This window comes from Corynebacterium phoceense (genome assembly GCF_900092335.1).
GTDB classification, from domain to species: Bacteria; Actinomycetota; Actinomycetes; order Mycobacteriales; family Mycobacteriaceae; genus Corynebacterium; species Corynebacterium phoceense.
The window spans coordinates 479,924-501,785 of the sequence record NZ_LT596207.1; the positions used below are offsets into that span (position 1 = coordinate 479,924).

General features: G+C 64.0%; 22 protein-coding genes, 2 pseudogenes and 1 riboswitch. Of the genes and pseudogenes, 5 read left to right on the forward strand and 19 right to left on the reverse strand.

From position 1 onward, the window contains the following. Positions 1-28: 28 nt before the first annotated feature. From BN9444_RS14640 to hemL, 4 genes are read right to left on the reverse strand one after another with little or no spacing between them, the layout of a single operon-like run. Positions 29-808, reverse strand: a complete 780-nt coding sequence (locus BN9444_RS14640) for a cytochrome c biogenesis CcdA family protein (RefSeq protein WP_066509810.1) — start codon at positions 806-808, stop codon at positions 29-31. After that, entirely contained in the window at positions 809-1,396 is a 588-nt protein-coding gene (locus tag BN9444_RS14645) for a TlpA disulfide reductase family protein (protein WP_068801367.1), read from the reverse strand. Beyond that, positions 1,386-1,994, reverse strand: coding sequence for a histidine phosphatase family protein (locus tag BN9444_RS02290; RefSeq protein ID WP_068801368.1), 609 nt, complete (start codon positions 1,992-1,994; stop codon positions 1,386-1,388). The genes BN9444_RS14645 and BN9444_RS02290 overlap by 11 nt, the downstream gene beginning before the upstream one ends. Before the next feature lie 14 nt (positions 1,995-2,008). Beyond that, positions 2,009-3,319 carry a glutamate-1-semialdehyde 2,1-aminomutase gene (gene hemL, locus BN9444_RS02295; RefSeq protein WP_369799430.1) on the reverse strand — a complete coding sequence of 437 codons (1,311 nt, stop codon included), beginning with the start codon at positions 3,317-3,319 and terminating at the stop codon, positions 2,009-2,011. A 712-nt stretch (positions 3,320-4,031) separates the two neighbouring features. On the opposite strand from hemL, the gene BN9444_RS02300 reads away from it, so the two are divergent. After that, positions 4,032-5,270: an HNH endonuclease signature motif containing protein gene (locus BN9444_RS02300; protein WP_068801369.1), complete on the forward strand. Its 1,239-nt coding sequence runs from the start codon at positions 4,032-4,034 to the stop codon at positions 5,268-5,270. A 6-nt stretch (positions 5,271-5,276) separates the two neighbouring features. Here the strand turns inward: BN9444_RS02300 and BN9444_RS02305 are convergent, their stop codons facing one another. Then, entirely contained in the window at positions 5,277-5,591 is a 315-nt protein-coding gene (locus BN9444_RS02305) for a DMT family transporter (RefSeq protein ID WP_066489701.1), read from the reverse strand. Between the two features lie 9 nt (positions 5,592-5,600). Continuing rightward, a riboswitch (guanidine-III (ykkC-III) riboswitch) is annotated at positions 5,601-5,667 on the reverse strand. Positions 5,668-5,692: 25 nt separating this feature from the next. On the opposite strand from BN9444_RS02305, the gene BN9444_RS02310 reads away from it, so the two are divergent. The 3 genes from BN9444_RS02310 to BN9444_RS02320 all read left to right on the forward strand — a co-directional run bounded on the left by BN9444_RS02310 (position 5,693) and on the right by BN9444_RS02320 (position 8,321). Next, on the forward strand, positions 5,693-6,526 hold the full coding sequence (locus BN9444_RS02310) for an NAD(P)-dependent oxidoreductase (RefSeq protein ID WP_068801370.1): 834 nt from the start codon (positions 5,693-5,695) through the stop codon (positions 6,524-6,526). A gap of 359 nt (positions 6,527-6,885) precedes the next feature. Continuing rightward, positions 6,886-7,263: a GntR family transcriptional regulator gene (locus tag BN9444_RS02315; RefSeq protein WP_066509819.1), complete on the forward strand. Its 378-nt coding sequence runs from the start codon at positions 6,886-6,888 to the stop codon at positions 7,261-7,263. Beyond that, positions 7,254-8,321, forward strand: a complete 1,068-nt coding sequence (locus tag BN9444_RS02320) for a DUF1648 domain-containing protein (RefSeq protein WP_141681460.1) — start codon at positions 7,254-7,256, stop codon at positions 8,319-8,321. The genes BN9444_RS02315 and BN9444_RS02320 overlap by 10 nt, the downstream gene beginning before the upstream one ends. Here the strand turns inward: BN9444_RS02320 and BN9444_RS02325 are convergent. From BN9444_RS02325 to BN9444_RS02365, 9 genes and pseudogenes are all read right to left on the reverse strand, one after another. Then, positions 8,278-9,642, reverse strand: coding sequence for a protoporphyrinogen oxidase (locus tag BN9444_RS02325; RefSeq protein WP_068801371.1), 1,365 nt, complete (start codon positions 9,640-9,642; stop codon positions 8,278-8,280). The two genes, BN9444_RS02320 and BN9444_RS02325, sit on opposite strands and share 44 nt — an antisense overlap. Before the next feature lie 15 nt (positions 9,643-9,657). After that, complete coding sequence (hemE, locus tag BN9444_RS02330) at positions 9,658-10,680, reverse strand: uroporphyrinogen decarboxylase (RefSeq protein ID WP_066489692.1); 1,023 nt, start codon at positions 10,678-10,680, stop codon at positions 9,658-9,660. A gap of 28 nt (positions 10,681-10,708) precedes the next feature. Then, complete coding sequence (locus BN9444_RS02335; protein ID WP_066489686.1) at positions 10,709-11,185, reverse strand: hypothetical protein; 477 nt, start codon at positions 11,183-11,185, stop codon at positions 10,709-10,711. Continuing rightward, complete coding sequence (locus tag BN9444_RS02340) at positions 11,182-11,841, reverse strand: hypothetical protein (protein ID WP_066489676.1); 660 nt, start codon at positions 11,839-11,841, stop codon at positions 11,182-11,184. The genes BN9444_RS02335 and BN9444_RS02340 overlap by 4 nt, the downstream gene beginning before the upstream one ends. A 4-nt stretch (positions 11,842-11,845) precedes the next feature. Continuing rightward, positions 11,846-12,832 carry a porphobilinogen synthase gene (hemB, locus tag BN9444_RS02345; RefSeq protein ID WP_066489668.1) on the reverse strand — a complete coding sequence of 329 codons (987 nt, stop codon included), beginning with the start codon at positions 12,830-12,832 and terminating at the stop codon, positions 11,846-11,848. A 35-nt stretch (positions 12,833-12,867) separates the two neighbouring features. Further along, positions 12,868-14,538, reverse strand: a complete 1,671-nt coding sequence (locus BN9444_RS02350; protein WP_231725093.1) for a bifunctional uroporphyrinogen-III C-methyltransferase/uroporphyrinogen-III synthase — start codon at positions 14,536-14,538, stop codon at positions 12,868-12,870. A 139-nt stretch (positions 14,539-14,677) separates the two neighbouring features. Beyond that, a pseudogene (gene hemC / locus BN9444_RS02355) lies at positions 14,678-15,462 on the reverse strand (hydroxymethylbilane synthase). A gap of 12 nt (positions 15,463-15,474) precedes the next feature. Beyond that, positions 15,475-16,712 (reverse strand): annotated as a pseudogene (locus tag BN9444_RS02360) (glutamyl-tRNA reductase). An 85-nt stretch (positions 16,713-16,797) separates the two neighbouring features. Next, entirely contained in the window at positions 16,798-17,037 is a 240-nt protein-coding gene (locus BN9444_RS02365) for a glutaredoxin family protein (RefSeq protein WP_066509834.1), read from the reverse strand. 99 nt (positions 17,038-17,136) lie between these two features. Between BN9444_RS02365 and BN9444_RS02370 the strand changes: the two genes are divergently transcribed. After that, complete coding sequence (locus BN9444_RS02370; protein WP_066489644.1) at positions 17,137-18,150, forward strand: HAD family hydrolase; 1,014 nt, start codon at positions 17,137-17,139, stop codon at positions 18,148-18,150. Between the two features lie 96 nt (positions 18,151-18,246). Here BN9444_RS02370 and BN9444_RS13385 read toward each other — a convergent pair whose 3' ends face one another. The 5 genes from BN9444_RS13385 to BN9444_RS02390 all read right to left on the reverse strand — a co-directional run bounded on the left by BN9444_RS13385 (position 18,247) and on the right by BN9444_RS02390 (position 21,830). Then, entirely contained in the window at positions 18,247-18,348 is a 102-nt protein-coding gene (locus tag BN9444_RS13385; protein WP_003855542.1) for a 30S ribosomal protein bS22, read from the reverse strand. 321 nt (positions 18,349-18,669) lie between these two features. Beyond that, a complete protein-coding gene (locus BN9444_RS02375) occupies positions 18,670-18,858 on the reverse strand; it encodes a helix-turn-helix domain-containing protein (protein WP_005527601.1) in 189 nt (62 codons plus the stop codon). A gap of 219 nt (positions 18,859-19,077) precedes the next feature. After that, positions 19,078-19,893, reverse strand: coding sequence for a pyrroline-5-carboxylate reductase (proC, locus tag BN9444_RS02380; RefSeq protein WP_066489642.1), 816 nt, complete (start codon positions 19,891-19,893; stop codon positions 19,078-19,080). 86 nt (positions 19,894-19,979) lie between these two features. Continuing rightward, positions 19,980-20,870: a hypothetical protein gene (locus BN9444_RS02385; protein WP_066489640.1), complete on the reverse strand. Its 891-nt coding sequence runs from the start codon at positions 20,868-20,870 to the stop codon at positions 19,980-19,982. A gap of 6 nt (positions 20,871-20,876) precedes the next feature. Continuing rightward, positions 20,877-21,830 (reverse strand): Ppx/GppA family phosphatase, encoded by a 954-nt coding sequence (locus tag BN9444_RS02390; RefSeq protein ID WP_077210017.1) that lies wholly within the window; start codon positions 21,828-21,830, stop codon positions 20,877-20,879. Between the last annotated feature and the right edge of the window lie 32 nt (positions 21,831-21,862).

Sequence of the window (21,862 nt, forward strand, 5' to 3'; positions counted from 1 at the left end):
ACGAAGTCTCCTTACATAGACGCGACTGCTAGATAAGCGTCGCGCCGTAGTTGAAAGTCCACTGCTGGATGAGGTTAATAAACTCTGCCCACAGCCCCGTCACGAGGGAGAGGCCGACGAGGATCATGAGCACGCCGCCGAAGATCTGGATAGCGTGGGTATGGCGCCGCAACCAGTCGACGGAGCGCACTGCCTTAGCCGAGCCCAAGGCCACGAGCACAAACGGCAGTCCCAGGCCCAGGCAGTAGGCAACAATGAGGAACGTGCCCCGCACCGCCGTCATGCCCGCGGTGCCAGCGCTCACCGAAATGATGGCCGTGAGCGTCGGCCCCAGGCACGGGGTCCAGCCGAGGGCAAAGACGCCACCGAGGAGCGGCGCGCCCAGCCACGTGGTCCAGCGCTTGGGCGCCATGCGCGTGTCCTTCTGCAGGACCGGCACGATGCCCATGAAGACGATGCCCATGAGGATCGTGATGACGCCGCCCACGCGCATCAAGGAGTCAGCATTGAGCCGGAGCGCCGAGATCGCGCCGAAGACGGAGACCGTCGCGAGCATGAAGACCACGGTAAACCCGAGCACGAAGAGGATTGCCGCGAGCGTCACGCGGCCGCGACGACCCGACACGCGCACGCCCGCCGCGTCGTACTCCACCGAGCCGCCGACGACGGAGGCGAGGTATGAGATATAGCCCGGCACGAGCGGCACGACGCACGGCGACGCGAAGGACACGAGTCCGGCCGCGGCGGCGGCGAGCAGGCCCAGCAGCAGTGGGCCGCTCGCCGCGGCATCAGCGAAAGCCTCGCCCATCTATTCCTGCTCCAGTTTGTCGATGATCTCGAGCAGCTCCTTGTCCGTCGTCTCCTTGAGGAGGACGGCGGCGGGACGGTGCTGCTTGTCGAGCACGATGGTGGTGGGCACGACGGACGTGGGCACGCCGCCGAGCGCAGCGGCCGTCTTGAACGGCGGATCGTAGATGGACGGGTAGGTAATCCCGTTATCCTTCACGAAGTCGCGCGAGATGTCCGGGTTGTAGTCGCGGACGTTAATGCCCAGGATGGTGCCGGTGCCACGCTTGTCCAACTCCTCCTGGACGCGCTGCAGGTCATCCGACTCGGAGCGGCACGGCGCGCACCACTGGCCCCACGAGTTGAGCACGACGATCTCATCTTTGAAATCGGAGAGCGAAATCGTCCTCCCTTCTTCCAGGAGGGACTCGCCCGAGAAGTCCTGCAGCGGCTTGCGCTCTTCCGCGGGATACTCGATGACGGTCTGGCCGCCGGGCGAGATGAACTCGAAGGTTCCCCCCTGGGCGACGGCTTGGTCCGCGTTGTCCGAGGTGCAGGCGCTCAAAGTAAGGCCGGCGACTACAACGGCGATAGCGATCTTAAAATTCATGTGCCGGTGCGGAGTAGAAGATGTCAGTGATTTCGGAGCCCTTAAACACGAGCGAGGTCACGGAGGCGAGCTCGCATTCGCGATTCCAGGGGGCATGGGCCAGGCGCTTGCCCAGCACAGTGCGCTGCACCATGACGATGGGCAACTGGTGCGACACCAGAATGGCTTCGTGGCCCTCGGCGGCGACGCGGCCACGCTCGACGGCGGCCATCATGCGATCCGCGATGACGTCGAAGTGCTCGCCCCACGACGGCTCCAGCGGGTTGCGCATGAGCGGCCAGCGCTTGGGGTTCCACAGCTGCGAGTTCCAGCCCTTGGTGCGCAGGCCCTCAAACTGGTTGCCGGACTCGATAAGGCCCTTGTCCGTCTCCACGTCGAGGCCCACGACCTTGGCGATCTCACCCGCGGTCTCCTGGGTGCGCTGCAGAGGCGAGGCCACCAAGTGCTCCACGTCGTGACCCAGGAAGGACTGCGCGGTACGCGCAGCCTGGGAGAAGCCGCGCGAGGACAGATGGTAGCCCGGAATGCGCCCGTAGAGAAGCTTCTCCGGGTTGTGCACCTCGCCGTGGCGCACCAAGTGCACGATGGTCGTCGACATAGTGTGTTCTCCTTTTAGGATGCCGGCTGCGCAGCGGCCGCGGCCTTCGCCGCCACACTGGCGGCCTTCTCGATTACCTCAAAATCATCGTCGGTGAGCGCGTCAGATACAAACCACGTCTCGAACGGCGACGGCGCAGCGTAGACGCCGTTCTCCAGCAGCGCGTGGAAGAACGGGGCAAAGCGGTACGTCTCCGCGGCCTTCATCTCCTCGAAGTTGTGACCCTCGCCCTCCGCGAAGCGCAGGGAGAACATCGTGGACGCGCGCTGGATATGGTGCGCGACGCCCTCGGCGGACAACGCAGCAGACAGGATGCCGGTGAGACGGTCCGCATGGGAAGCCAAGCGGTCGTAGAGGGGGGCATCGGCAAGCTCCAGCGACTTGAGGCCAGAGGCCATCGCCACGGGGTTACCGGAGAGGGTGCCCGCCTGGTAGACGGGGCCCAGCGGCGAAAGGTAATCCATGATCTCGGCGCGGCCGCCAAAGGCCGCGGCGGGCAGGCCGCCGGAGATGACCTTTCCGAAGGTGACGAGGTCACCTGCAACGCCATCCACGCCGTACCAGCCCTTGTAGGAGGTACGGAAACCGGTCATGACCTCGTCGAGGATGAGCAGCGCGCCGTCCGCGTGCGCAATCTCCTTGAGCGCCGCGTTGAAGCCCTCAGCCGGAGCGACAGTGCCCATGTTGCCGGCGGCGGCCTCCGCGATGATGCAGGCAATCTCGCCCGGATGCTCAGCAAAAGCCTTCTTCACGGCCTCCAAATCGTTGTAGGGCACGACGATGGTATCCGCCGCCGTCGCACCCGTCACGCCCGGGGAATCCGGGAGCGCGAACGTCGCAACGCCGGAGCCCGCGGCGGCAAGCAGCGCGTCCACGTGGCCGTGGTAGCAACCATCAAACTTGAGGACTTTAGAACGGCCCGTAAAACCGCGGGCCAGACGCACGGCGGACATGGTGGCCTCCGTGCCGGAGTTGACCATACGGACCTTCTCCGCAGCGGTGCGCTCGACGATAGCCTCCGCGAGGAGAGCCTCGCCCTCCGTGGGCGCGCCGAAGGACAGGCCATCCACGGCCGCCTTCTGCACGGCCTCGATAATCTCCGGGTGTGCGTTGCCGTGAATCATGGGGCCGTAGGAGCTCACCAAATCGACGTACTCGTTACCGTCCACGTCCCACAGGCGCGAGCCCTTGCCCCGTGCGATAACGCGGGCTTGACCGCCCACCGAACCGTACGCGCGGACCGGCGAATTCACGCCGCCGGGGATGACTTGGGAAGAACGCTCGAACCACTGCTGGGACTGGGAGATATTAGGCATGGGAATCATTGTAACTATTTAAGCGCCATACAAAAGTCTGATATTGCCACCGCGCCTCACCTCGCTTAATCTGGGGTCACACACTGTCACATACCCGGGGGGGTATCGTGCTCACACGCACCGTCACTTTTTCTGCCATTACCGCTCTCACCTTGTCCTTGTGTGCCTGCGCTGCACCTGCGCCGTCGCTCGCACCGCGCCACACCACCACGCCCGTCTTCGCCGAATGGACGCCCGCTCTTTCTCCCACGCCCCTGCGTCCGCGCCCTTCCACACCCCCGCCCACGCTTTCCGATGCCCCCTCTCCCACCCTCGCGCACACATCCACGTCTACACCGGTCCGCATATCTGCGCCGGCCCTTTCGACACCTCCGCCCGCCCCGGCTCCGGCTCCTGCGCCGAAGCCCGCACGACCCAAGGCTCCCGCGCTCCCTCGCATGCCCGAACTTCCTGCTCTGCCCACCGTCCCCACCTTGCCGCCGCCACCTCCCGCTCCGACCCTGCCGCCGCTTCCTGCGCCGCCCACCCTGCCGCAACCTACTCTGCCGCCACCACCCCAAATGCCGAACATCCCTGCGCTTCCTGCCCCCCGCATGCCAGACCACCTGAACTTCACATAACCGCTGTTCAACGCATATACATGCGTTCATGTTGACCCCCTATTTTAGAGTGGCATTCGTACGTTAGTTCCCCTCCTTCATATCTCTCCCGGAGCCGAATCATGACGACCGCCACCACTACTTCCACCCCGCCCACCCGTTTCTACGCTCCCACCAACCCCGACTGCCCCGAGACCCGCGAAGCCGCCCGCATGCGCCGCGAAGAATTCGCATTCTGGGAAAAGCATCTCCCGGAGCCCTCTCTCGACATCGATCTCGTCCTGCGCCGCCTTCAGGCCATCACGGGCAAGGATCTCACCGAAATCAATAACTACATCTCCGCCCTCTACCGCCTGCGCGAGCTGCCCAAGCTGGCTGCCCTCCAGGCAAAGTATTTCTTGCTCGACTTCAATCGTCTCATCGGCATTGACAAGGCGCTCGACCGCCTCGGCGTCGCACCGCAGTTCCTCTACGACCAGGTCGATCAGGCGCTCATCGACTACCTCACGCCCCGGCGCGCCAACCAACATCTGCCCACGCGCGCCAATATCGTGCGCCGGGTCCGCGAAATCATCACGGCGCTCGATGACACCATCGCCATGCGCAAGGGGCACAAGAAGCGCCGCTTCCGCTCCGATTCCGAATTCATCTCCCTCGAGGTCGAGGAAGAAACCCGCGCCATCATCGACCAGCAGGTCCGCGAGATGGCCAAGGAGCTCGGCGTCCCGCTTGCCGATGCCGCCGTGGCGCTGCTTACTGGCGCCGTCAAGCCCACCGCGCACGTCATCCTCCACACGTACCGCGCGACGGACGTGGAATTCGCGCCCACCTTCATCGAGGGCTATGGCACGACGTTAGAAAATCTAACGCCCACCGTGGTTCGCGACGAGTCCCAGGTCGAGGAGTCTTGTTCGTACAAGACACCGGACGTCATGGCGAAATTCATCGAGGGCCGCGACGGCACGTGTCGCTTCCCTGGATGTAAGCGCCCCGCACACAAGTGCCAGAAGGATCATTGCGTCGATTTTTCTGACGGTGGCCCCACGCACCCGTCGAACCTGTTCTCCTTCTGCCAGCACCACCACAATATGAAGACGGACGGGCGTTTCTATTACATCCCTCACCCGGAAACGGGAGATCTTGTCTTCCTTTTCGAGGACGGCACCTGGGAAATCACGGAGCCCTCGGGCCCGCTCTCGCCCAAGCAGAAGCACTGGGTCCAGTCCGTCTCCCAGAACATCCAGGCCCGTCGCCGCAGCTCCCGCGCCGAGGCCCAGGCCCTCAAGATCGAGCTCGACGGCCAGATTGTTGAAATTTACGAGGCCCCGCAGCCCGACCCGGACGAGCCCGCGCCGTTCTAGTTCCGCCTAGCCGGTGACCTTCAGCCCGATAATTCCGCCCACAATCATCGCCACGAACAGCAGTTTCACCGCGGTCATCGTCTCAGCACCCGTGAGGAAGGAGTAGCCCAGCGTCGCCACCGCGCCGATGCCCACCCACACGGCATACGCAGTTCCCACCGGAAGCGACTTAAGCGCCCACGCGAGCCCGCCCATAGACACCGCGAGCCCCGCAAAGAAAATGACAGTGGGCCAGAGCTTCGTCATGCCTGCCGAGCGGTCGAGCGCGGTCGCCCACACCGCCTCAAACAAACCGGAGATTACCAACACGAGCCACGACATAGCTATCCTTCTGGCCGTCTTGTCGCGTGGCCGGGTACGGCTCCCTCGTCCGGGGCGCACACCTCTGCGCGCCTGCGCACCATTCTGGCACACTCGATTCCATGAAGATCGCATTTTTAGGAACTGGCCGTATGGGCACTGAATTGGCCCGTCATCTTTTGAAGGACCACGAGGTCACCGTGTGGAACCGCACCGCCGAGCGCGCGCAGCCGCTCGTTGACGAGGGCGCAACACAGGCCGCGACTCCACAGGACGCTGTCCAGGACGCCGAGGTCATCATCACCTCGCTCTTCGGCCCTGACGATGTGCGCGAGGCCGTCATTAAAACTGACGTTATCCCCGCCGGTATCCCGTGGATCGACACGACGACTGTCTCCCCTGCCGCCGCCCGCGAGTTCGCAGAGGCCGTGCCCACGTACGTCCACGCGCCCGTCGTGGGGTCGCTCGGTCCGGCCCGCGCGGGCGAGCTGGGCGTCTATGTGGGCGGCGCGAATCGCGATATCAGGGATCTCGCCGTCGAGATCGCCCGCCCCTGGGCCCACCCCGACAAGCTCATCCCCGTCGACTCCGGCGCGGCCGCCGCGACCGGCAAGCTGCTCGCCAACATGGCGCTCTCTGTCATGGCCGAGGGCGTCAAGGAAGCCCTCGTGCTCGGCGACGCCGAGGGCTTCAGCGAGGAGCAGGTCCTTGACATGCTCTCCATCACAGGCCTCAACTTCATGGCCACCATGAAGGGCCCATTCATCCGCGGCGAGCGTTCGACCGATCCGGGCGACTTCACGGTGGACGCACTGTGCAAGGATTCCAAGCTCATGGTCGCCACGGCCACCGAGCCGCTGCCCGCCGTCGAGGCCGCCATCGCACGCTTCGAGCACCAGCAGGAACTCGGCCACGGCAACGAGGACTTCTCGTCCATCTTCGTCCACAAGGATTAAAAAGGACGCGCGCCCGACCGTCAGAAAAAGTGACGCCGGCACTCAGCTCACTACTAGCCCTCGGCACAAGGCCACCGCCCCGACAAATATGCCTCAACGGCCTTGTTTTGAAGCCGTAACGTGTGCCGCGCGAGATGATCCCCTCAAAATCTCAAGACGTCGGGCAGTGGTTCCAATCTCTGTAGCCTGCAACTTACCCATCTAGCGGGCACTAGCCGTTGCCGATCGCTCGTCGTCCGGCAGGGCCGCATTCAACGGGGAGTCGCAAGTCGTTAACATTAACAAACCCATTCTGTACCACTTGCATCAATACAGTCTGTACCATAAGATGTGGCACAAAATAGATTGGGGAGTTTCGCATGTTTATTACCCTCGAACCCGACTCCGAGGTCCCGCTGTACCAGCAGATCCATGACCGCATCCTAGAAGCCATCGCAAGCGGCGAGCTTAAAGAGGGCGACAAACTCGATCCGGTGCGCCGCGTCGCCGCGGAGTTCGGCATTAACCCGGCCACAGCGAAAAAGGCCTACGACGCGCTCCAAGCAGACGGCGTCATTGAGACCCGCGGTCGCTCAGGCAGCGTCATTAAAAAGCGCGTTCCTACTCCGCAGCAGCGCGCACGTCTTGCGAGCGACGCGCTTCGCTTGGCCACGAAGGCCCGCGCCCAAGGGTTTAGCGACGCCGATATTGAGGCCATCCTTGCCACCCTCAAGAAGGGACTCGTCCAGTGTTCATAATCTCTATGGCCGCGCTCACCCTCGCGCTCACATTCATCCTTGCAGCAGCGCCGCGGTTCACCCCGACCGCCCCGCTCGGCGTTCGCGTCCCGCATGCCCAGCTTTCCGATGCCGCCGTCACCTCCGCGCTGCGCTCCTACCGCACCATCGTGTGGAGCGTTGGAATCGCAGCCACGGTGCTCACGGTAGTGCTGTGGGAGTACCCCGTTCTCGCCTCGCTGACCTCGATGCTCGTCGTGGCGGGATCGCTCGTTGCTTACGTCATTGAACGCCACACAATCCTCAAAGCTAAGGCCGAAGGCGGGTGGTTCGAAGGCGTCGACACCGTCATCGCTGGCAGCGTCACCTCCGAGCCACGGTTTTCTTTTCCTTGGGCTGGCATCGCGGCGTCACTTTTTCTGACTGCGGCGGGTGCGCTCATTGTGGTCGCGCGGTGGGACGAAATCCCGGATGTCGTCGCTACGCACTGGAACGGGGCCAACGAGCCCGATGCGTGGGCCGATAAGTCTGTGGGCTCCGTCTTCCTGATGAGCTTCGTTGCTCTGGGAATGGTAGTGACGTATGCCCTGGTCGCGTTGCTCATTCGCTACTCATTCGTGCACGTTCGCTCGGACCGCACGCCGGCCGGGCAAGTGCGCACGCACGCGATGCTCGCAGCGAGCATTGATGGCACGGGCGTCCTCGTCGTCCTACTCAACGCGGCGCTCGCGGTGGCGCAGGTTGTCACGGTACTGCCACGGTACGCGGACTACACGTGGGTGGGGTTCACGTCGATTATGGCGGCGAGTGTGCTGGGCATCATCGGGATGCTCGTGGTCTTCATCAACGCGCAGAAAGACATGCCCGCCGCCGAAGCCGAATCCCCCGATAACGACCATCTCTACAAGGCAGGCATGTTCTACTACAACCCAGACGACCCAGCCGTGCTGGTGGAGAAGCGTTTCGGGGTGGGCATCGACTTCAACTACGCGCGCTGGCAGGCCAAGGCGTTCTTGGCCGCCATTGCGGTGCTCATTATTGGATCAATCGCGCTGCCGCTGCTCGTGAGTCAGCAATAACCGCGGGCACGCCCACGCCGCCGGCCCAGGCGCCGGTGACGTCGATGCCGGGAACCTCGGCGATGGCTGCGCGCGTGGCCTCGACCGTTGCAAGGTGGGTCTCGTCGTAGCGCGGCAGGCCACCGAACCAGCGCTGGGTGTAGATTTCGTTCACTCCGGTCGCGCGGCCATCGAAGCCGGTGATCTTCTGCAGATCGTCGAGCGCGTAGTCGACGAGGTCGTCTTCCTCGGCGCGGACGAGGGCGTCATCGCCATAGCGGCCGAAGGAAGCACGGACGATGAAGCCGGGGCGCTCGCCGATGTGCGGCCACTTGTTAGACGAGATGGTGAATGCTTTTGCATGCAGGTCGGGCTCGTCAGCGGCGATGAGGATGCCGGTGGCGTCCGGAATCTTATTGCCCTCCGGGTCGACGTTGGACGCGAAGTTGAAACCAACGACGGCGGAGCTGGCGAGCTTGACGGACTTGAGGGCATCGGCAGCCTTGGGGGCGACCTTCGGTAGCAGGCGCGCGGTGGTGGGAGCCGGGGTTGCGAAGAGGACACGGTCGAACTCGCCCAGCTCAGCGGGGGCACCGGCGACCTTGAAGCCAGCGTCAGTTTTTGTGACACCCGAAATGAAGGTGTCGAGGTGGATCTCGGCGCCAGATTTCTCGGCGAGGGTCTCGTAAAGCGTCGCGTAGCCACCCGGGAACGCGGCGAAGACAGAGCCCTCGGCCGGCGAACGGTTGGACTCGATGTGCGTGATGGCAGCGGAGAGGGTGACGGGGCCCTCGGCGGCGAGGGTGTCGAGGGCATCGGCAAGCTGTGGCACCGTTGCGCGGACGCCGAGGTCATCAGCGGTGCAAGAGTACACGCCGCCAAGCAGCGCCGAGACCACGTGGTCGACAACGTCATCGCCATACTGCTGGCGAATGAGTTTGCCCACGGAGACGTCCTGGCCCGGGGTCCACTCGAAGGGCTGCTCGTTTTCGATGCGGGCGTTGGTCTCATCAGAAACCAGGTCAATGGGCTGCGACGGGATACCCATCATGCCGCCCTTGGGCAGGAAGTGGAGCTCGCCGCCGGAATAGATGCGGGGGCGCAGCTCCCGATTCGGACGCGCAAAGTCAGTGAGGCCGAGTTCCTCGAAGAACGCGACGGCGTCCGTGCGGCGAGCGATGAAGGCCTCGGCGCCCATGTCCATAGGACCGTCGTTGAAGGGCACGGTGTGCAACTTGCCGCCGATGCGCCCCGCCGCCTCGAACACGTACACCTCGTGGTCGCGCAGCTCATAGGCCGCAGTAAGCCCGGCGACGCCGGCTCCGATGATGGCAATCTTCATTATTAGCCTTCTCCTCTAGCCTTCGTTGTGAATGATGGCGACGGCGCGAGTGATAGCGTCGGCGTCAGTGGTGGGCAGAACCCCGTGGCCGAGGTTCCAGATGTGGCCGACGCCGGCGGCGTCGACCTCGCTCTTGATCCTTTGTACCTGTTTGCGGACGGCATCGTCGCCAGCGAAGAGCAGCGCCGGGTCGAGGTTGCCTTGGAGGACCTTGGTGTTGACTCTGTGCGCAGCAGCGTCCATGGAGACGCGGTAGTCGACGCCCATGACCTCGGAGCCGGCCTCGGACATGGCCGTGAGCAGCTCACCGGTGCCGACGCCGAAGTGAATGCGGGGAATCCGGCCTGCGGCAGTAGCGAGAATGCGGGTCGAGTAGGGCAGGACAAACTCGCGGTAGTCCGCCTCGTTGAGGAAGCCCGCCCAGGAATCGAAGAGCTGCATGGCGTCGATGCCGGCAGCCATCTGCTGCTCGAGGAACGCGATGATGGTCGGCGTGAGTCGTTCCATGAGCGCATGCCACAGCTGGGGCTGGGAGTGCATGAGCGCCTTGGTGCGCTCGTGGTTCTTGGAGGGGCCGCCCTCGATGAGGTAGCTGGCGAGAGTAAACGGTGCGCCGACGAAGCCGATGAGGGCTTGGGTCTCGGTGAGTTCGTCGTTGATGATCTGGATACCTTGGGCGACCTCGGTGATCTCGTGGTCAAGAATGGGCAGGTTCGCGATGTCGGCCTCGGTACGGACCGGGGCGTCCATGACAGGGCCGCGGCCGGGGACGATCTCGACGTCGACGCCCGCCGCCTTGAGCGGGACCACGATGTCCGAGAAGAGGATGGCAGCGTCCACGTCGTGGCGGCGCACCGGCTGGAGGGTGATCTCAGCGAGCAGCTCCGGCATGAAGCAGGAGTCGAGCATGTCGATGCCCTCGCGCACCTTCTTGTACTCCGGCAGGGAGCGCCCAGCCTGGCGCATGAACCACACCGGCGGGCGGGACGGCGTGCGGCCATAGGCGGCCTCGATGATCGGGGCATTGCGAGTGGTCATGCTGGGATCCTTTGTGTTGTGAAGAGAGTTAATCAAGCGTCGGGCGATTGTTTTCGCGAATGAACTCATTCGCGTCGGGGCGGTACATGAGCACCGTCGCGCCGAGGAGGAGGAACGGGATGGCGACGAGCAGCAGGCCACCCGCGCCGATGGCGATAGCCGCGATATTGAAGAAGCAGGACAAGCCGACGACGGCTGCGAGAATGGTGCGCGCGTGCTTCATTGCGCGGGCGAGCTGTGGCGCGACGAGCGCGATAATGATGGCGGCGGCGAGATTCGTCCACGACACGAAATGGCGATTCTCGGCGAGGAACTGGGAGAAGGCGGTATTCGACGAGTCGCCCGGGCCGAAGAAGCCGGCGAGTCCGGTGAGCGCCAGGTAGACCGCGGCGACGACGAATACCCAGTAGGCGTACTTCAGTGAGTTGGGCCAGATCCCAAGATCGACGGGTTTCTTCTGTCCGCGCGCAGCTCGGTTGTAGTCGTGGGGAAAGGCGTTCGTCATCGCGGGGCGTCGTCTTTCTTTTTCTCTTCGGCTTCGCGCTTCTTTTCTTCCTCGCGCTTCTTCTGCTCCTCCTCGAGCTCCTTCTGGAGCTTGCGGATTTGCTCGTACTCGCCGGTGTACTTGATGACCGGCTCGCGGGAACCGAAGTAGACGCCGAGACCACCGGCGACGCCAGCGACGATTTGGATCATGCCGTCAATGGCAAAGAGCCAATCGGGGGCATCGGAGCCCGCGGGCGAGGTGACGAAGACGAAGACGACGCGCAAGGCGTAGTAGAGCCCGAAGATGAACAACAGGCGGCGCGCAGTTCCCGCCCACTTGTGCTTCGCACGGAAGAGGGTGAGCATCCAGGCGAGCACTCCCAGGATCACAAACGCGACGAAGGCGGAAAAGCCGATGGACAGGTACGCCGAGAGCCGCACGAGTCCGTCCGAATACGCGGTGGGGTCCTCGTCGCGCAGGAACTTCGACATCTGAGCGACCATGACGTCACGGTTGAGAATGCCGAGGATGACCTGCAGGATCTGGTGGACGACCTCCGCGCCGAGAGCGACGGCCCACACGCCCATGGCGTAGACCGCGGCCTCGGGCCACGGGGACTTCTCCTGCTTCTTCGCAGCAGTCGTGTCTGGGGTCTGGTCTGGAGTCTCGCTCAAAGTGTTAAGCCTTCAGCTCGCGGGCGGCCTCGACGGCGTAGTACGTGAAAATTTGGTCAGCGCCCGCGCGCTTAATGGCGGTAAGCGACTCCATCATGACGGCGTGCTCGTCGATCCAGCCGTTGGCGCCGGCCGCCTTGACCATCGCGTACTCGCCAGAGACCTGGTACGCGGCGACAGGCACGGAGGAGAACTCGGCGATGGCAGAGAGCACGTCGAGGTACGGCAGGGCGGGCTTGACCATCACGAAGTCGGCGCCCTCGTCGATGTCGAGCTCGACTTCAAGCATGGACTCGCGGAAGTTGCGCGGATCCTGCTGGTAGGTGCGGCGGTCGCCCTGGAGGGAGGAGCCGACGGCCTCGCGGAACGGGCCGAAGAACGCGGAGGCGTACTTAGCGGAGTAGGCCATGATGGCGACGTCCTCGTGACCACCCTCGTCAAGAGCTTCGCGGATCACGCCAATCTGGCCGTCCATCATGCCGGACGGCGAGACGATGTGGGCACCGGCGCGGGCCTGAGCACGCGCCATGTCGGCGTAAAGCTGCAGGGTGGCGTCGTTGTCCACGCGGCCGCGGTCGTCGAGGACGCCGCAGTGTCCATGGTCGGTAAATTCGTCAAGGCAGGTATCGGCCATGATGAGCAGGTCGTCGCCGAATTCCTCGCGCAGGGCCTGAATGCCGCGGTTCAAGATGCCGTCCGGCTGCCAGGCAACGGAGCCCGTGGCGTCCTTGTCCTCGTCGAGCGGCACGCCGAAGAGATCGATGCACGGCACACCCGCGTCGAGCGCTTCGTGGGCGGCGGCCTTGAGCGAGTCGATGGTGTGCTGGTAGACGCCCGGCATGGCGGAAATCTCGCGCTTTTCGGAGATTCCATCCGCGACGAACATCGGGAGGATGAGGTCGCTCGGGTGCAGGTGCGTCTCGGCAACGAGCTCCCGCATGGCGGGCGACTGGCGCAGGCGGCGCGGACGACGGACAGGGAAGGTGCTCACAGCGTGAATGCTCCTTTTACACAAGTAGTTAATGCCTAATCGACTTTAGTAGCCTTCTTGCGCGCACGGCGCTTCTTCCGCGGCGCGGGAAGATTGCCGGCGGCGCGCAGGGCAGCGACGTGCTCCGCGAGGGCATCGATAAGCGCGGGCACTTCCGCAACCTCCGGGACGACGTCGACGCGCAGGCCCATCTCTTCCGCGGCGGCCTGCGTAGAGGGGCCGATGCAGGCGATGATCGTGCGGGCGTGCGGTTTGCCGGCGATGCCCACGAGGTTGCGCACGGTCGAGCCGGACGTGAACGCCACAGCGTCAAAAGCGCCGGACTTAATCATGTCGCGGATTTCCGCTGACGGCGGGGCGGCACGGACGGTGCGGTAGGCAACGACATCGTCGACTTCCCAACCGAGGGCCTCGAGGCCCTTGGGCAGGGCCTCGCCAGCAAGATCGGCGCGCGGCAGGAGGATGCGGCCCACGGCGTCGATGTCTTCCACGTAATTGGGGAAAACCTCGAGCAGGCCTTCGGCATTCTGCTTCGTGCGATCTGGGAGCAGCTCGGGGACCATGCCCTTTTCACGGATGGCGTCGGCCGTCTTCTGGCCCACGGCGGCAAGGTGAACGCCGGCGAAATCGCGGGCGTCGAGGCCGAGCTCGAAGATCTTGTCCCAGACTGCTTTCACCGCATTAACGGAGGTGAAAATGATCCACTTGTAGCGGCCTTCGACAATGCCCTTGATGGCGCGATCCATCTGCGCCGGGTTGCGCGGCGGCTCGACGGAGATAGTGGGCACGGACTGCGGAATAGCACCGTAGCCGGCGAGACGCGCGGACATCGCGGCGGCCTGCTCCTTGGTGCGCGGCACGAGCACGCGCCAGCCGTAGAGCGGGCGGTTTTCCCACCACGAGTATTTCGTGCGGTCATCGAAGCTACGGCCCAGGGTCACGACAAGCGGGCCGGGAAGTTCGGCGCAGAGCTTGCCCAGGGTGCCAAGCGTGGTCTCGTGGGTGCGCTGGAGACGCGTGGTGCCATGCACCGTCACGTAGGCCTCCGTGTCCGCAGGCATGCCGCGGGACTGCAGCTCGCGCGAGATATCCGCGAGCTGCTCCTGCGTGGTCTGCAGGACGAGCGGCTGGGTGGCGTTGGCCAGGGCGTCCCAGTCGGCACCGTCGCTGAGATCAGCTTCGGTGTAGGCCGAGCCGAGCGCGAGACCAGCAAAGGAGGGCACGGTGGACGGCAGGGACATACCCGGCACGACCTGGAATTCCATGCCTGCTGCGGCGACGGACGAAATCTCGTCCTTAATGGACTCGCGGCCCAGCGGGTTGCCAGCCACGAGACGGATGACGTCCCCGCCTTGGTCGAGCGCGGACTGGAACTGCGCGATGAGATCCTCTGCCGGGTCTTCGATGATGGCGGCAGTCGGGGCGGCGGGGCGCGGCGGCTTGCGACGCGCGCCGTTGGCCTTTGCCTCGGCGCAGATGCGGGCGTACTCCTCCTCGGCGGCATCAAGAAGCTCTTGTGGAACCGGGAGCGCGGACGCGATGGTCTCGCGAATACCGCCCGTGACCTCCGGATCGACGACGGCAAGCGCGTTATGCGCGAGCACCTCACGGGCACGAATGGTCAACAGGTCAGGGTTGCCTGGACCAGCGCCGACGAAGATGACTTTGCCCAGTGGCTCCGGGGAGTCAGAAATAGACGCTGACACGGGGTTGCTCAATGTGAAGGTTCTTTTCTATGTACGGGCTTCAAGTTCAGGGCGACACGCTCTTACACGGGGGTCATGCCGGGATCAGATCGCGGCATGTGGTATCCACACTTTAATTTAAAACCTGCAGTAAGCGAAATTAGCTCAGGAGCTCTGCCGCGCCGCGAGCGAAGAGATCCTCGGCCACGCGGTGACCCAAGGCGCTGGCGTCTGTGCCTGTCGCCTCGGAAATGAGCTGGCGTGATNCGCGAGCACCTGGCGCTCGGCCTGAGCTGCGGCGAGTGCGCGCGGGTCCACGATGGCATCCAAGGCTTCCGATGCCGCCGTTCCCACCTTGGCCTCAATCGCCAAGGCACCCTGCGCCGGGGCGGGCATGAACGTGTCAGGATCGAAGACCTGGGTTGCCGCGTCCGCACGACCCGCGCGGGAAAGGCCAGCGTAGGCAAGGATGACGGCGTCGAGTTCACCGGAGGTCACCTTGCCCATACGCGTATCGATGTTACCGCGGAGGGGGCGGATGTCCAGGTCGGGGCGCAGGGCCTTGAGCTGCGAGATGCGGCGCGGGGCGGAGGTGCCCACGGTGGCACCCTCGGGAAGCTCGGCGAGGCTAAGGCCGTCGCGAGCGATGAGGGCTTCGCGGTTATCTTCACGCTGCGGCACGATGAGGCGGAAACGCTCATCGGCTGCGGTGGGAAGATCCTTGAAGGAGTGGACTGCGATATCGCACTCGCCACGGTCGAGTGCCTCGCGCAGCGCCTGAGTAAAGACGCCCACACCAATGCGCTCGACGGGCGCCATGTTGGTATCACCCGCCGTCGTCACGATGTGGAGCTGCACCGGGTAGCCCGCCGCCGCGAGCCAATCGCGCACGTGGCCGGACTGCGTGGTGGCGAGCATGGAGCCGCGCGTACCGATTTTGAACATGGTGTTTATCTCCTAAATTTCGGTGGGCAGTTCGGCAGCGTTGACAGCAACGCCCTCAGAGCCGGTGTCCTCGAGGTTGAGGCCAAAGAGCTGCTGCAAGGCGGTCTCATGGCTCACGGTGCCAGACGTCGCGGCGAGCTGTTTAGCACGCACCGTCGGCTCGTGGAGCAGCTTGTCCACCACACGCTTGAGGGCGCGGTTGACGTCCTTGAGTTGTGCTTCCGTGAGTTCTGGGTGCTTCTGCTCGAGGCGCGCGGCCTCACAGTGCACGAGGTCCGCGGCATGCTTACGTAGTGCGGAGACCGCAGGTGCCACGTCACGTACGCGCTGTGCCGAGCTGTAGGAATCCAGCTCCTCACGCACGATATCGCGCGCCTGGGAGTGCGGCCCCTCGTGGACCTCGCCGCTGGTGAGGTCGTTGGACAGGCGGTCGATATTGACGAGCTCGATGCCGTCCTTCTTAGCGCAGGCCTCATCAATGTCGCGCGGAAGCGAGAGATCGATGAGCATGAGTTCGCGGTCCGGCATGTCGGACGCAGCGATGGTAAACCCCTGCGCGCCCGTGGCGGAGACGGCGACGTCGACGCGATCAAGGACAGTGGCGCGATCCGCGAAGTCGACGACCTCAGCCTTCACGCCAGCCTGAGCGGCGTNCCGTGCTCATCCATGGCGCCGGCGCCGAGGATGAGCACGGTCTTGCCTGCGAGATCCGAGGTACCCATGACCTGCAACGCACGGTCAAAGGAGAAGGAGACCATGGACGCGCCGGCGTCATCGATGGCGGTTTCCGAGTGCACGCGCTTGCCGGCGTGGAGCGCGGACTGCGCGAGCGCGTGAATGCGCGGACCCACCGTGCCCTGATCCGCGGCCTTCTGGTACGCCGTGCGCACCTGGCCAATGATCTGCTGCTCTCCCACGACCATTGAGTCCAGGCCCGAGGTGACGTTCATGAGGTGCTCCGCTGCCGCGTCCGCGTAGCGGACATACAGGTAGTTGCGCAGCTCATCGGCCGTCACGCCGGACTGCTTCTCCAGCACGTCGACGACATCCTTGACACCCGTGTGGAAGGAATTGGTGACGGTGTAGACCTCCATGCGGTTGCATGTGGAAATGATCATCGCTTCGCTGAGAGAGCCCTGGCCCACCAGCTTGCCGCATGCGTCGTTTTGGATCTCATCGGCCATGCTCAGCCGCTCCAGTAACGCAACCGGCGCCGACTGGTAGGACATGCCTACGACCAGCACGCTCATGAACGCTCCTTATCAACCCTTTGGATGAGAAAAATCAACCAAAAGACTACTAGCTGTGCCTACCCTAGGGGTAGTAAGGGTGGGCTTAGTCTACCGCAAGTTCGGCAGCGAGCTCATCGTTGTCGACTTCCCAACAGGCGAATTCTTCGCCATCTATCACCACAACCGGAATGCGGTCGCCATATTCCATCGCCAGCTCTTTGTCCTCGTCAACGTCGCGCGCGGTCAGGCTCGCGCCAGCGGCCGCGACCACGGGCTCTATCTGCGCATAGACGCGCGTGCAGGATCCACACGTGGCGCGCACCATGAGTTCGACTTGTCGCATTTTCCCTCACCCTTCGCGCTGAGCTGTTTCGTCCTAAGATGTACACGATACCGCCGCAGTCCAAGGAGCCTCGTGTCCGCCACCCCTACCCCACCGTCCATGCCGCCCTCACCCCGCGACTTCCTCGCGAATTGGACGGCCAGCCGCGGCAATCTGCGCAATTTCCTTGAGAACACGGCGCTCGCCCCGCTTGACGATGCCGCCCAGCGTACGGCCGGCGAAGCCGCCGCGGCCGCCGCAGCGGATCTCTTCGACATCACGCTTGATAACTACACGGCCGGCGTGGACTCGGTCGAGGGTTCGTTCACTTCGGCCGGACGCGCCCGCATCACCCCGCCCGACCCCGATATCCCGCAGGATGCCGGGGCGGCCGCCTTCTTCGACGTGGATAACACGCTCATCCAGGGCTCCTCGCTCATCGTCTTCGCCATGGGACTGTTCCGCCGCCGCTATTTCCGCATCCGCGAAATCGCCCCCATCGCGTGGAAGCAGGCGAAGTTCCGCTTCTTGGGCCGCGAGAACGCCAACGACGTCGCCGCCGGGCGCATCCAGGCCCTCGAGTTCATCAAGGGCCGCTCCGTGGAGGAAATGGTGCAGCTCTGCGAGGAAATCGTGGACGAATCGCTCGCGCGCAAGGCCTACCCCGGCACACGCCAGCTCGCAGAAATGCACTTGGACGCCGGCCAGCAGGTCTGGCTCGTCACCGCGACCCCGGTCCAACTCGCACAAATTCTGGCACACCGCTTCGGGTTTACTGGCGCGCTCGGCACCGTCGCAGAGGTCAAGGATGGCAAGTTCACCGGCCGCCTCGTGGGTGACATCCTGCACGGCCCCGGTAAGAAGCACGCCGTTGCGGCGCTCGCGACGATGGAGGGGCTCGACCTGGATCGCTGCACCGCCTACTCAGATTCCGCGAATGACGTGCCCATGCTGTCCATGATGGGCACCGCCGTGGCGATTAACCCGGACGCCAAGCTGCGCGATATCGCGGAGGCTCGCGGATGGCTCATCCGCGACTACCGCAGCGTCCGCAAGGCCGTGCGTACCTACGGCGTGCCTGCACTGGTCACCGCGCTGTTCTCTTATGGCGGCTGGAAGGCTTTCAAACGCTAGACGCTAAGGAAACCTTTAAAAAGGGGGCATCGGCAAGCGCATGCGAAAGGTCCCGGCCACACCGAGGTGTGACCGGGACCTTTCGTCGACCAAGATTTACTTGCCGAGCTTACGACGCTGGACGCGGGTGCGGCGCAGCATCTTGCGGTGCTTCTTCTTGGACATGCGCTTGCGGCGCTTCTTGATAACAGAACCCATAACGGTTTCCTCACTTTCACGATCAGTACGTACTAGACCTGCCGGCGCCGCCTGGATTACTGGGCCGCGAAGGTGCACTCTTTGCGTCCACCGCCCGCTACCAGAACCGAAGTCCTTGAGACACAGGCGAAAGTCACAGGCATGCAGATGCCGACACGAATGGTCACCATCTTACCTACCGGCCCCAGTCCAACAAAAATGACCACCGGCAACGCAGACGCGACCGTCACTTTTTCTCACGGCGAGATTCAGCACCAGCACGCATGACAAAGGCGCCCACTGTGAGAGACAGTGGGCGCCTTCTGGCGACTAAAAGTAACTCTAGGCTCCGTAGACGGAAGCCTCGAGGTACTCGTTGACGGCAGACTCGTGGACGCGGAAAGAGCGACCGACGCGGACTGCCGGCATTTCGCCAGCGTGAACCAAACGGTAGACCGTCATCTTCGAGACGCGCATGATTTCCGCGACCTCAGCGATGGTCAAGAAGGTTCCTTTATCTTCATTAGCCATAGTTGTATAACCCTTCAGCTCGTGGCGCGCTGCAAGGCTTCCCCTCCTGCAGGAGTACACGCACGTGCTTGTTCTAGCCTAGCGTGAAACCTGTGACTAATGCGACTCAATAGCCGATATTTTTCTCATTAGTTTCTCACGACAACTTCTTACCGGGCAGACGCATGTGTCACAGGCTTCCCTACACCCCCACGCGGGGGGCTGTTCTTCGCGGCTGCACTAGCCCAATTCGGCCGCTCGGTTCGCGCAAGCCTCCGCGGCACGATAGAAGGCGCCTCGCAGGCCCGACTCTTCAAGCTCGCGGACGGCTGCGGCCGTCGTGCCGCCCGGCGAGGTGACGTTGGCGCGCAGCGTCGACGCCTCGGAGCCGGAGTTGATGAGCATCTCTCCGGAGCCGGCCAGGGCGTAGTTGACGAGCTTCGACGCCGTATCCCTCGGCACGCCGAGCGCGACGCCAGCGTCAATGAGGGCGTCGGCCACGAGGAAGAAGTAGGCGGGCGAGGAGCCCGACAGCGCCGTTGCGGCATCCATGTTCTTCTCCTCGACGATCGCGGTCTCCCCCACCGCATCCATGAGTTCGCGCACGAGGGCCAGCTGCTCGTCGCTCACGCGCGAACCCGGCGTCACGATGGACATGCCACGGCCCAACAGCATGGGCGTATTGGGCATGACGCGCACCACAGGGTTGGCGACGGCGGCCTCAAGGGCCTCCAGACGCACGCCCGCCGCCAGCGACACCACAACAGCGTCCTGCGGCAGCGCGTCCGCAATCTCCTTGGCGACGTCGACGATGGCGTAGGGCTTCACGCACAGGAAGACTACGTCGGCGTCTTTGACCGCCGCCGCGTTGTCGTCCGTCGTGGACACGCCGTAATGGTCTGCAAGCTCGGCGCGACGTTCGGCGCGGCGGTTAGTCACCGTCATGGCAGTCTCTCCCGACGCGGCGAGACCAGAGACGAGCGCCTCGCCAATCTGGCCGCCGCCAATGACGGTGACGGTGTGCTGGGCAGTGGAAGTTGATGCGTTCTCAGTCATGCTGCCACCCTATAGCGAAACCCCCGGGGCCGTACACATCGTGTCGGTCCCGGGGGTTAGCCGCGGCGGCGCTTCATGCCGTGACTTTATGCCGTGAGCAGCGCGCCGAACGTGAGCACCAGGCCCACGATGATGGACAAGACAATCGCCGCCTTGTCGCGATCCGTGCGCAGGGCGTGCACGACGCCTGCCATCGCGGCGGTCACAGCCACGGCGAGCGCGGCCACAAGGCCCTTGTTGAAGTTGGTCCACAGGATTTCGAAGCCCTTGTAGACCACGGCGCCCAGCACGATGCCCACGAGTGCGAGCAGGATGATGGACACGGGATTGAGCTTGCCGTCGTCCTCGGCATCCTCGTACTCGGCAGGATCGGCGTCCTCGGCATCATCCACTCGGTCGATTTCGGTGGTCGCAGCATCCTCGAGCTGCGCCGCCGGCTCGTCCTCGACCTTCTTGATGACGGTGGTATCCCCCGTCGACGGCGTAGACGCCGCCTTCACAGCATCGCGCTCGCGCTTCTCGGCGAGAATGCGGCGGTCTTCCTCAACCTTGGGATCCAGCGGTGCCTCGTCGATGGACGACGCAGCAGCCTTGTCCTCGGTCGCCTTCTTTTCGGCAGCCTTCTTCTTGGCTTCCTCCGCCTTCTTCGCGAATTCGGCCTTCTTCAGAGCTTCGATGCGCTCAGCTTCGGACTGCGCCGGAGCAGACTTCGCAGCGTCCGACTGTGCGGCATCGGACTGCGCGGCCTCAGGCTTGGGCGCCGGGATGACCGGAGCGGTCTCGTCAATGTCGACGTTCGAGTGCTTCGCCTGCGCCGGAGTAGCCTCGACCTTCTTGAGCGAGCCGGTGAGCTCGGCGACGGAAACGCCGCCTTCTTCCAGGCTGCGGCGGCGACGGCGCGGCTTGTCGCCGCCCGTGCGCTCCTGCTTGTTGCGGGCAAGGAGCTCCGCAACAGTCAATTGCTTCTCTTCAGCCATGTCTTACTAAACCAATTCTTTCTGAGGGTCTGCGCCGAGACCTTTGTCGAGACGTCTCAGGATAACACCCTCGCGCAGAGCCCAGGGACAAATCTCCAGTTGTTCCAAGCCTAGAGCGCGCATGGACGCTTCCGCTACTAAGGCACCGGCAACAATCTGGTGCGAGCGGTTGGAGCTAACACCTTCGAGGTCCGCGCGGTCCGCAGCTGTCATGCGCGAAATGAAGGAAATTAGCTGGCGCAGACCCGCAGCGGTAAGGGTTCGCTTGACGAAAGGCCCAGCTGAGGACGGTGCGGCGCCGGTAAGGCGGGCCAAGCTGCGGAAGGTCTTCGAGGTACCCACGGCTAGGCGCGCGGAGCCCACGGTCTTCATTGCCGCGGTGGGCTCGGCAAGCTCGGCGTCGATGTAGTCGCGCAAGGCGTTGACGTCCTTCTTGCTCGGCGGATCCGTCTCAAACCAGTTATGGGTCAAGCGGCCAGCACCCAGATCAAGGGAGAACGCCATGTCCGGCTCCTCGTCTGTGCCAGTGGACAGCTCCAGCGAGCCGCCGCCGATGTCGAGGTTGGTAATGCGGCCAGCAGACCAGCCGTACCAACGGCGCACGGCAAGGAAAGTAAGGCGCGCCTCGTCCTTGCCGGAGAGGATCTCCAGGCGGACGCCGGTTTCCTTCTCCACGTGGTCGAGAACTTTGGCGCTATTGGGCGCCGAGCGCACCGCAGACGTCGCAAATGGAATGAGCTCGTCGCAGCCCAGCTTCTTGCCGAGCTCGGAGGCTTCGGCCACCGAGTCCGTGAGCGCCTTGAGGCCCTTGTCATGGATATTGCCCTGCTTGTCGAGCTGCTCCACGAGGCGCAGAGGGGTCTTCCAGTCGCTCATCGGAGTTGGACGGCCGCCCAGTTTGGCGTCGACCGCCACGAGATGGACCGTGTTGCTTCCCACGTCTAATACACCTAATCGCACACATACAGAGTAATGGGTCTACCGTGGTTAAG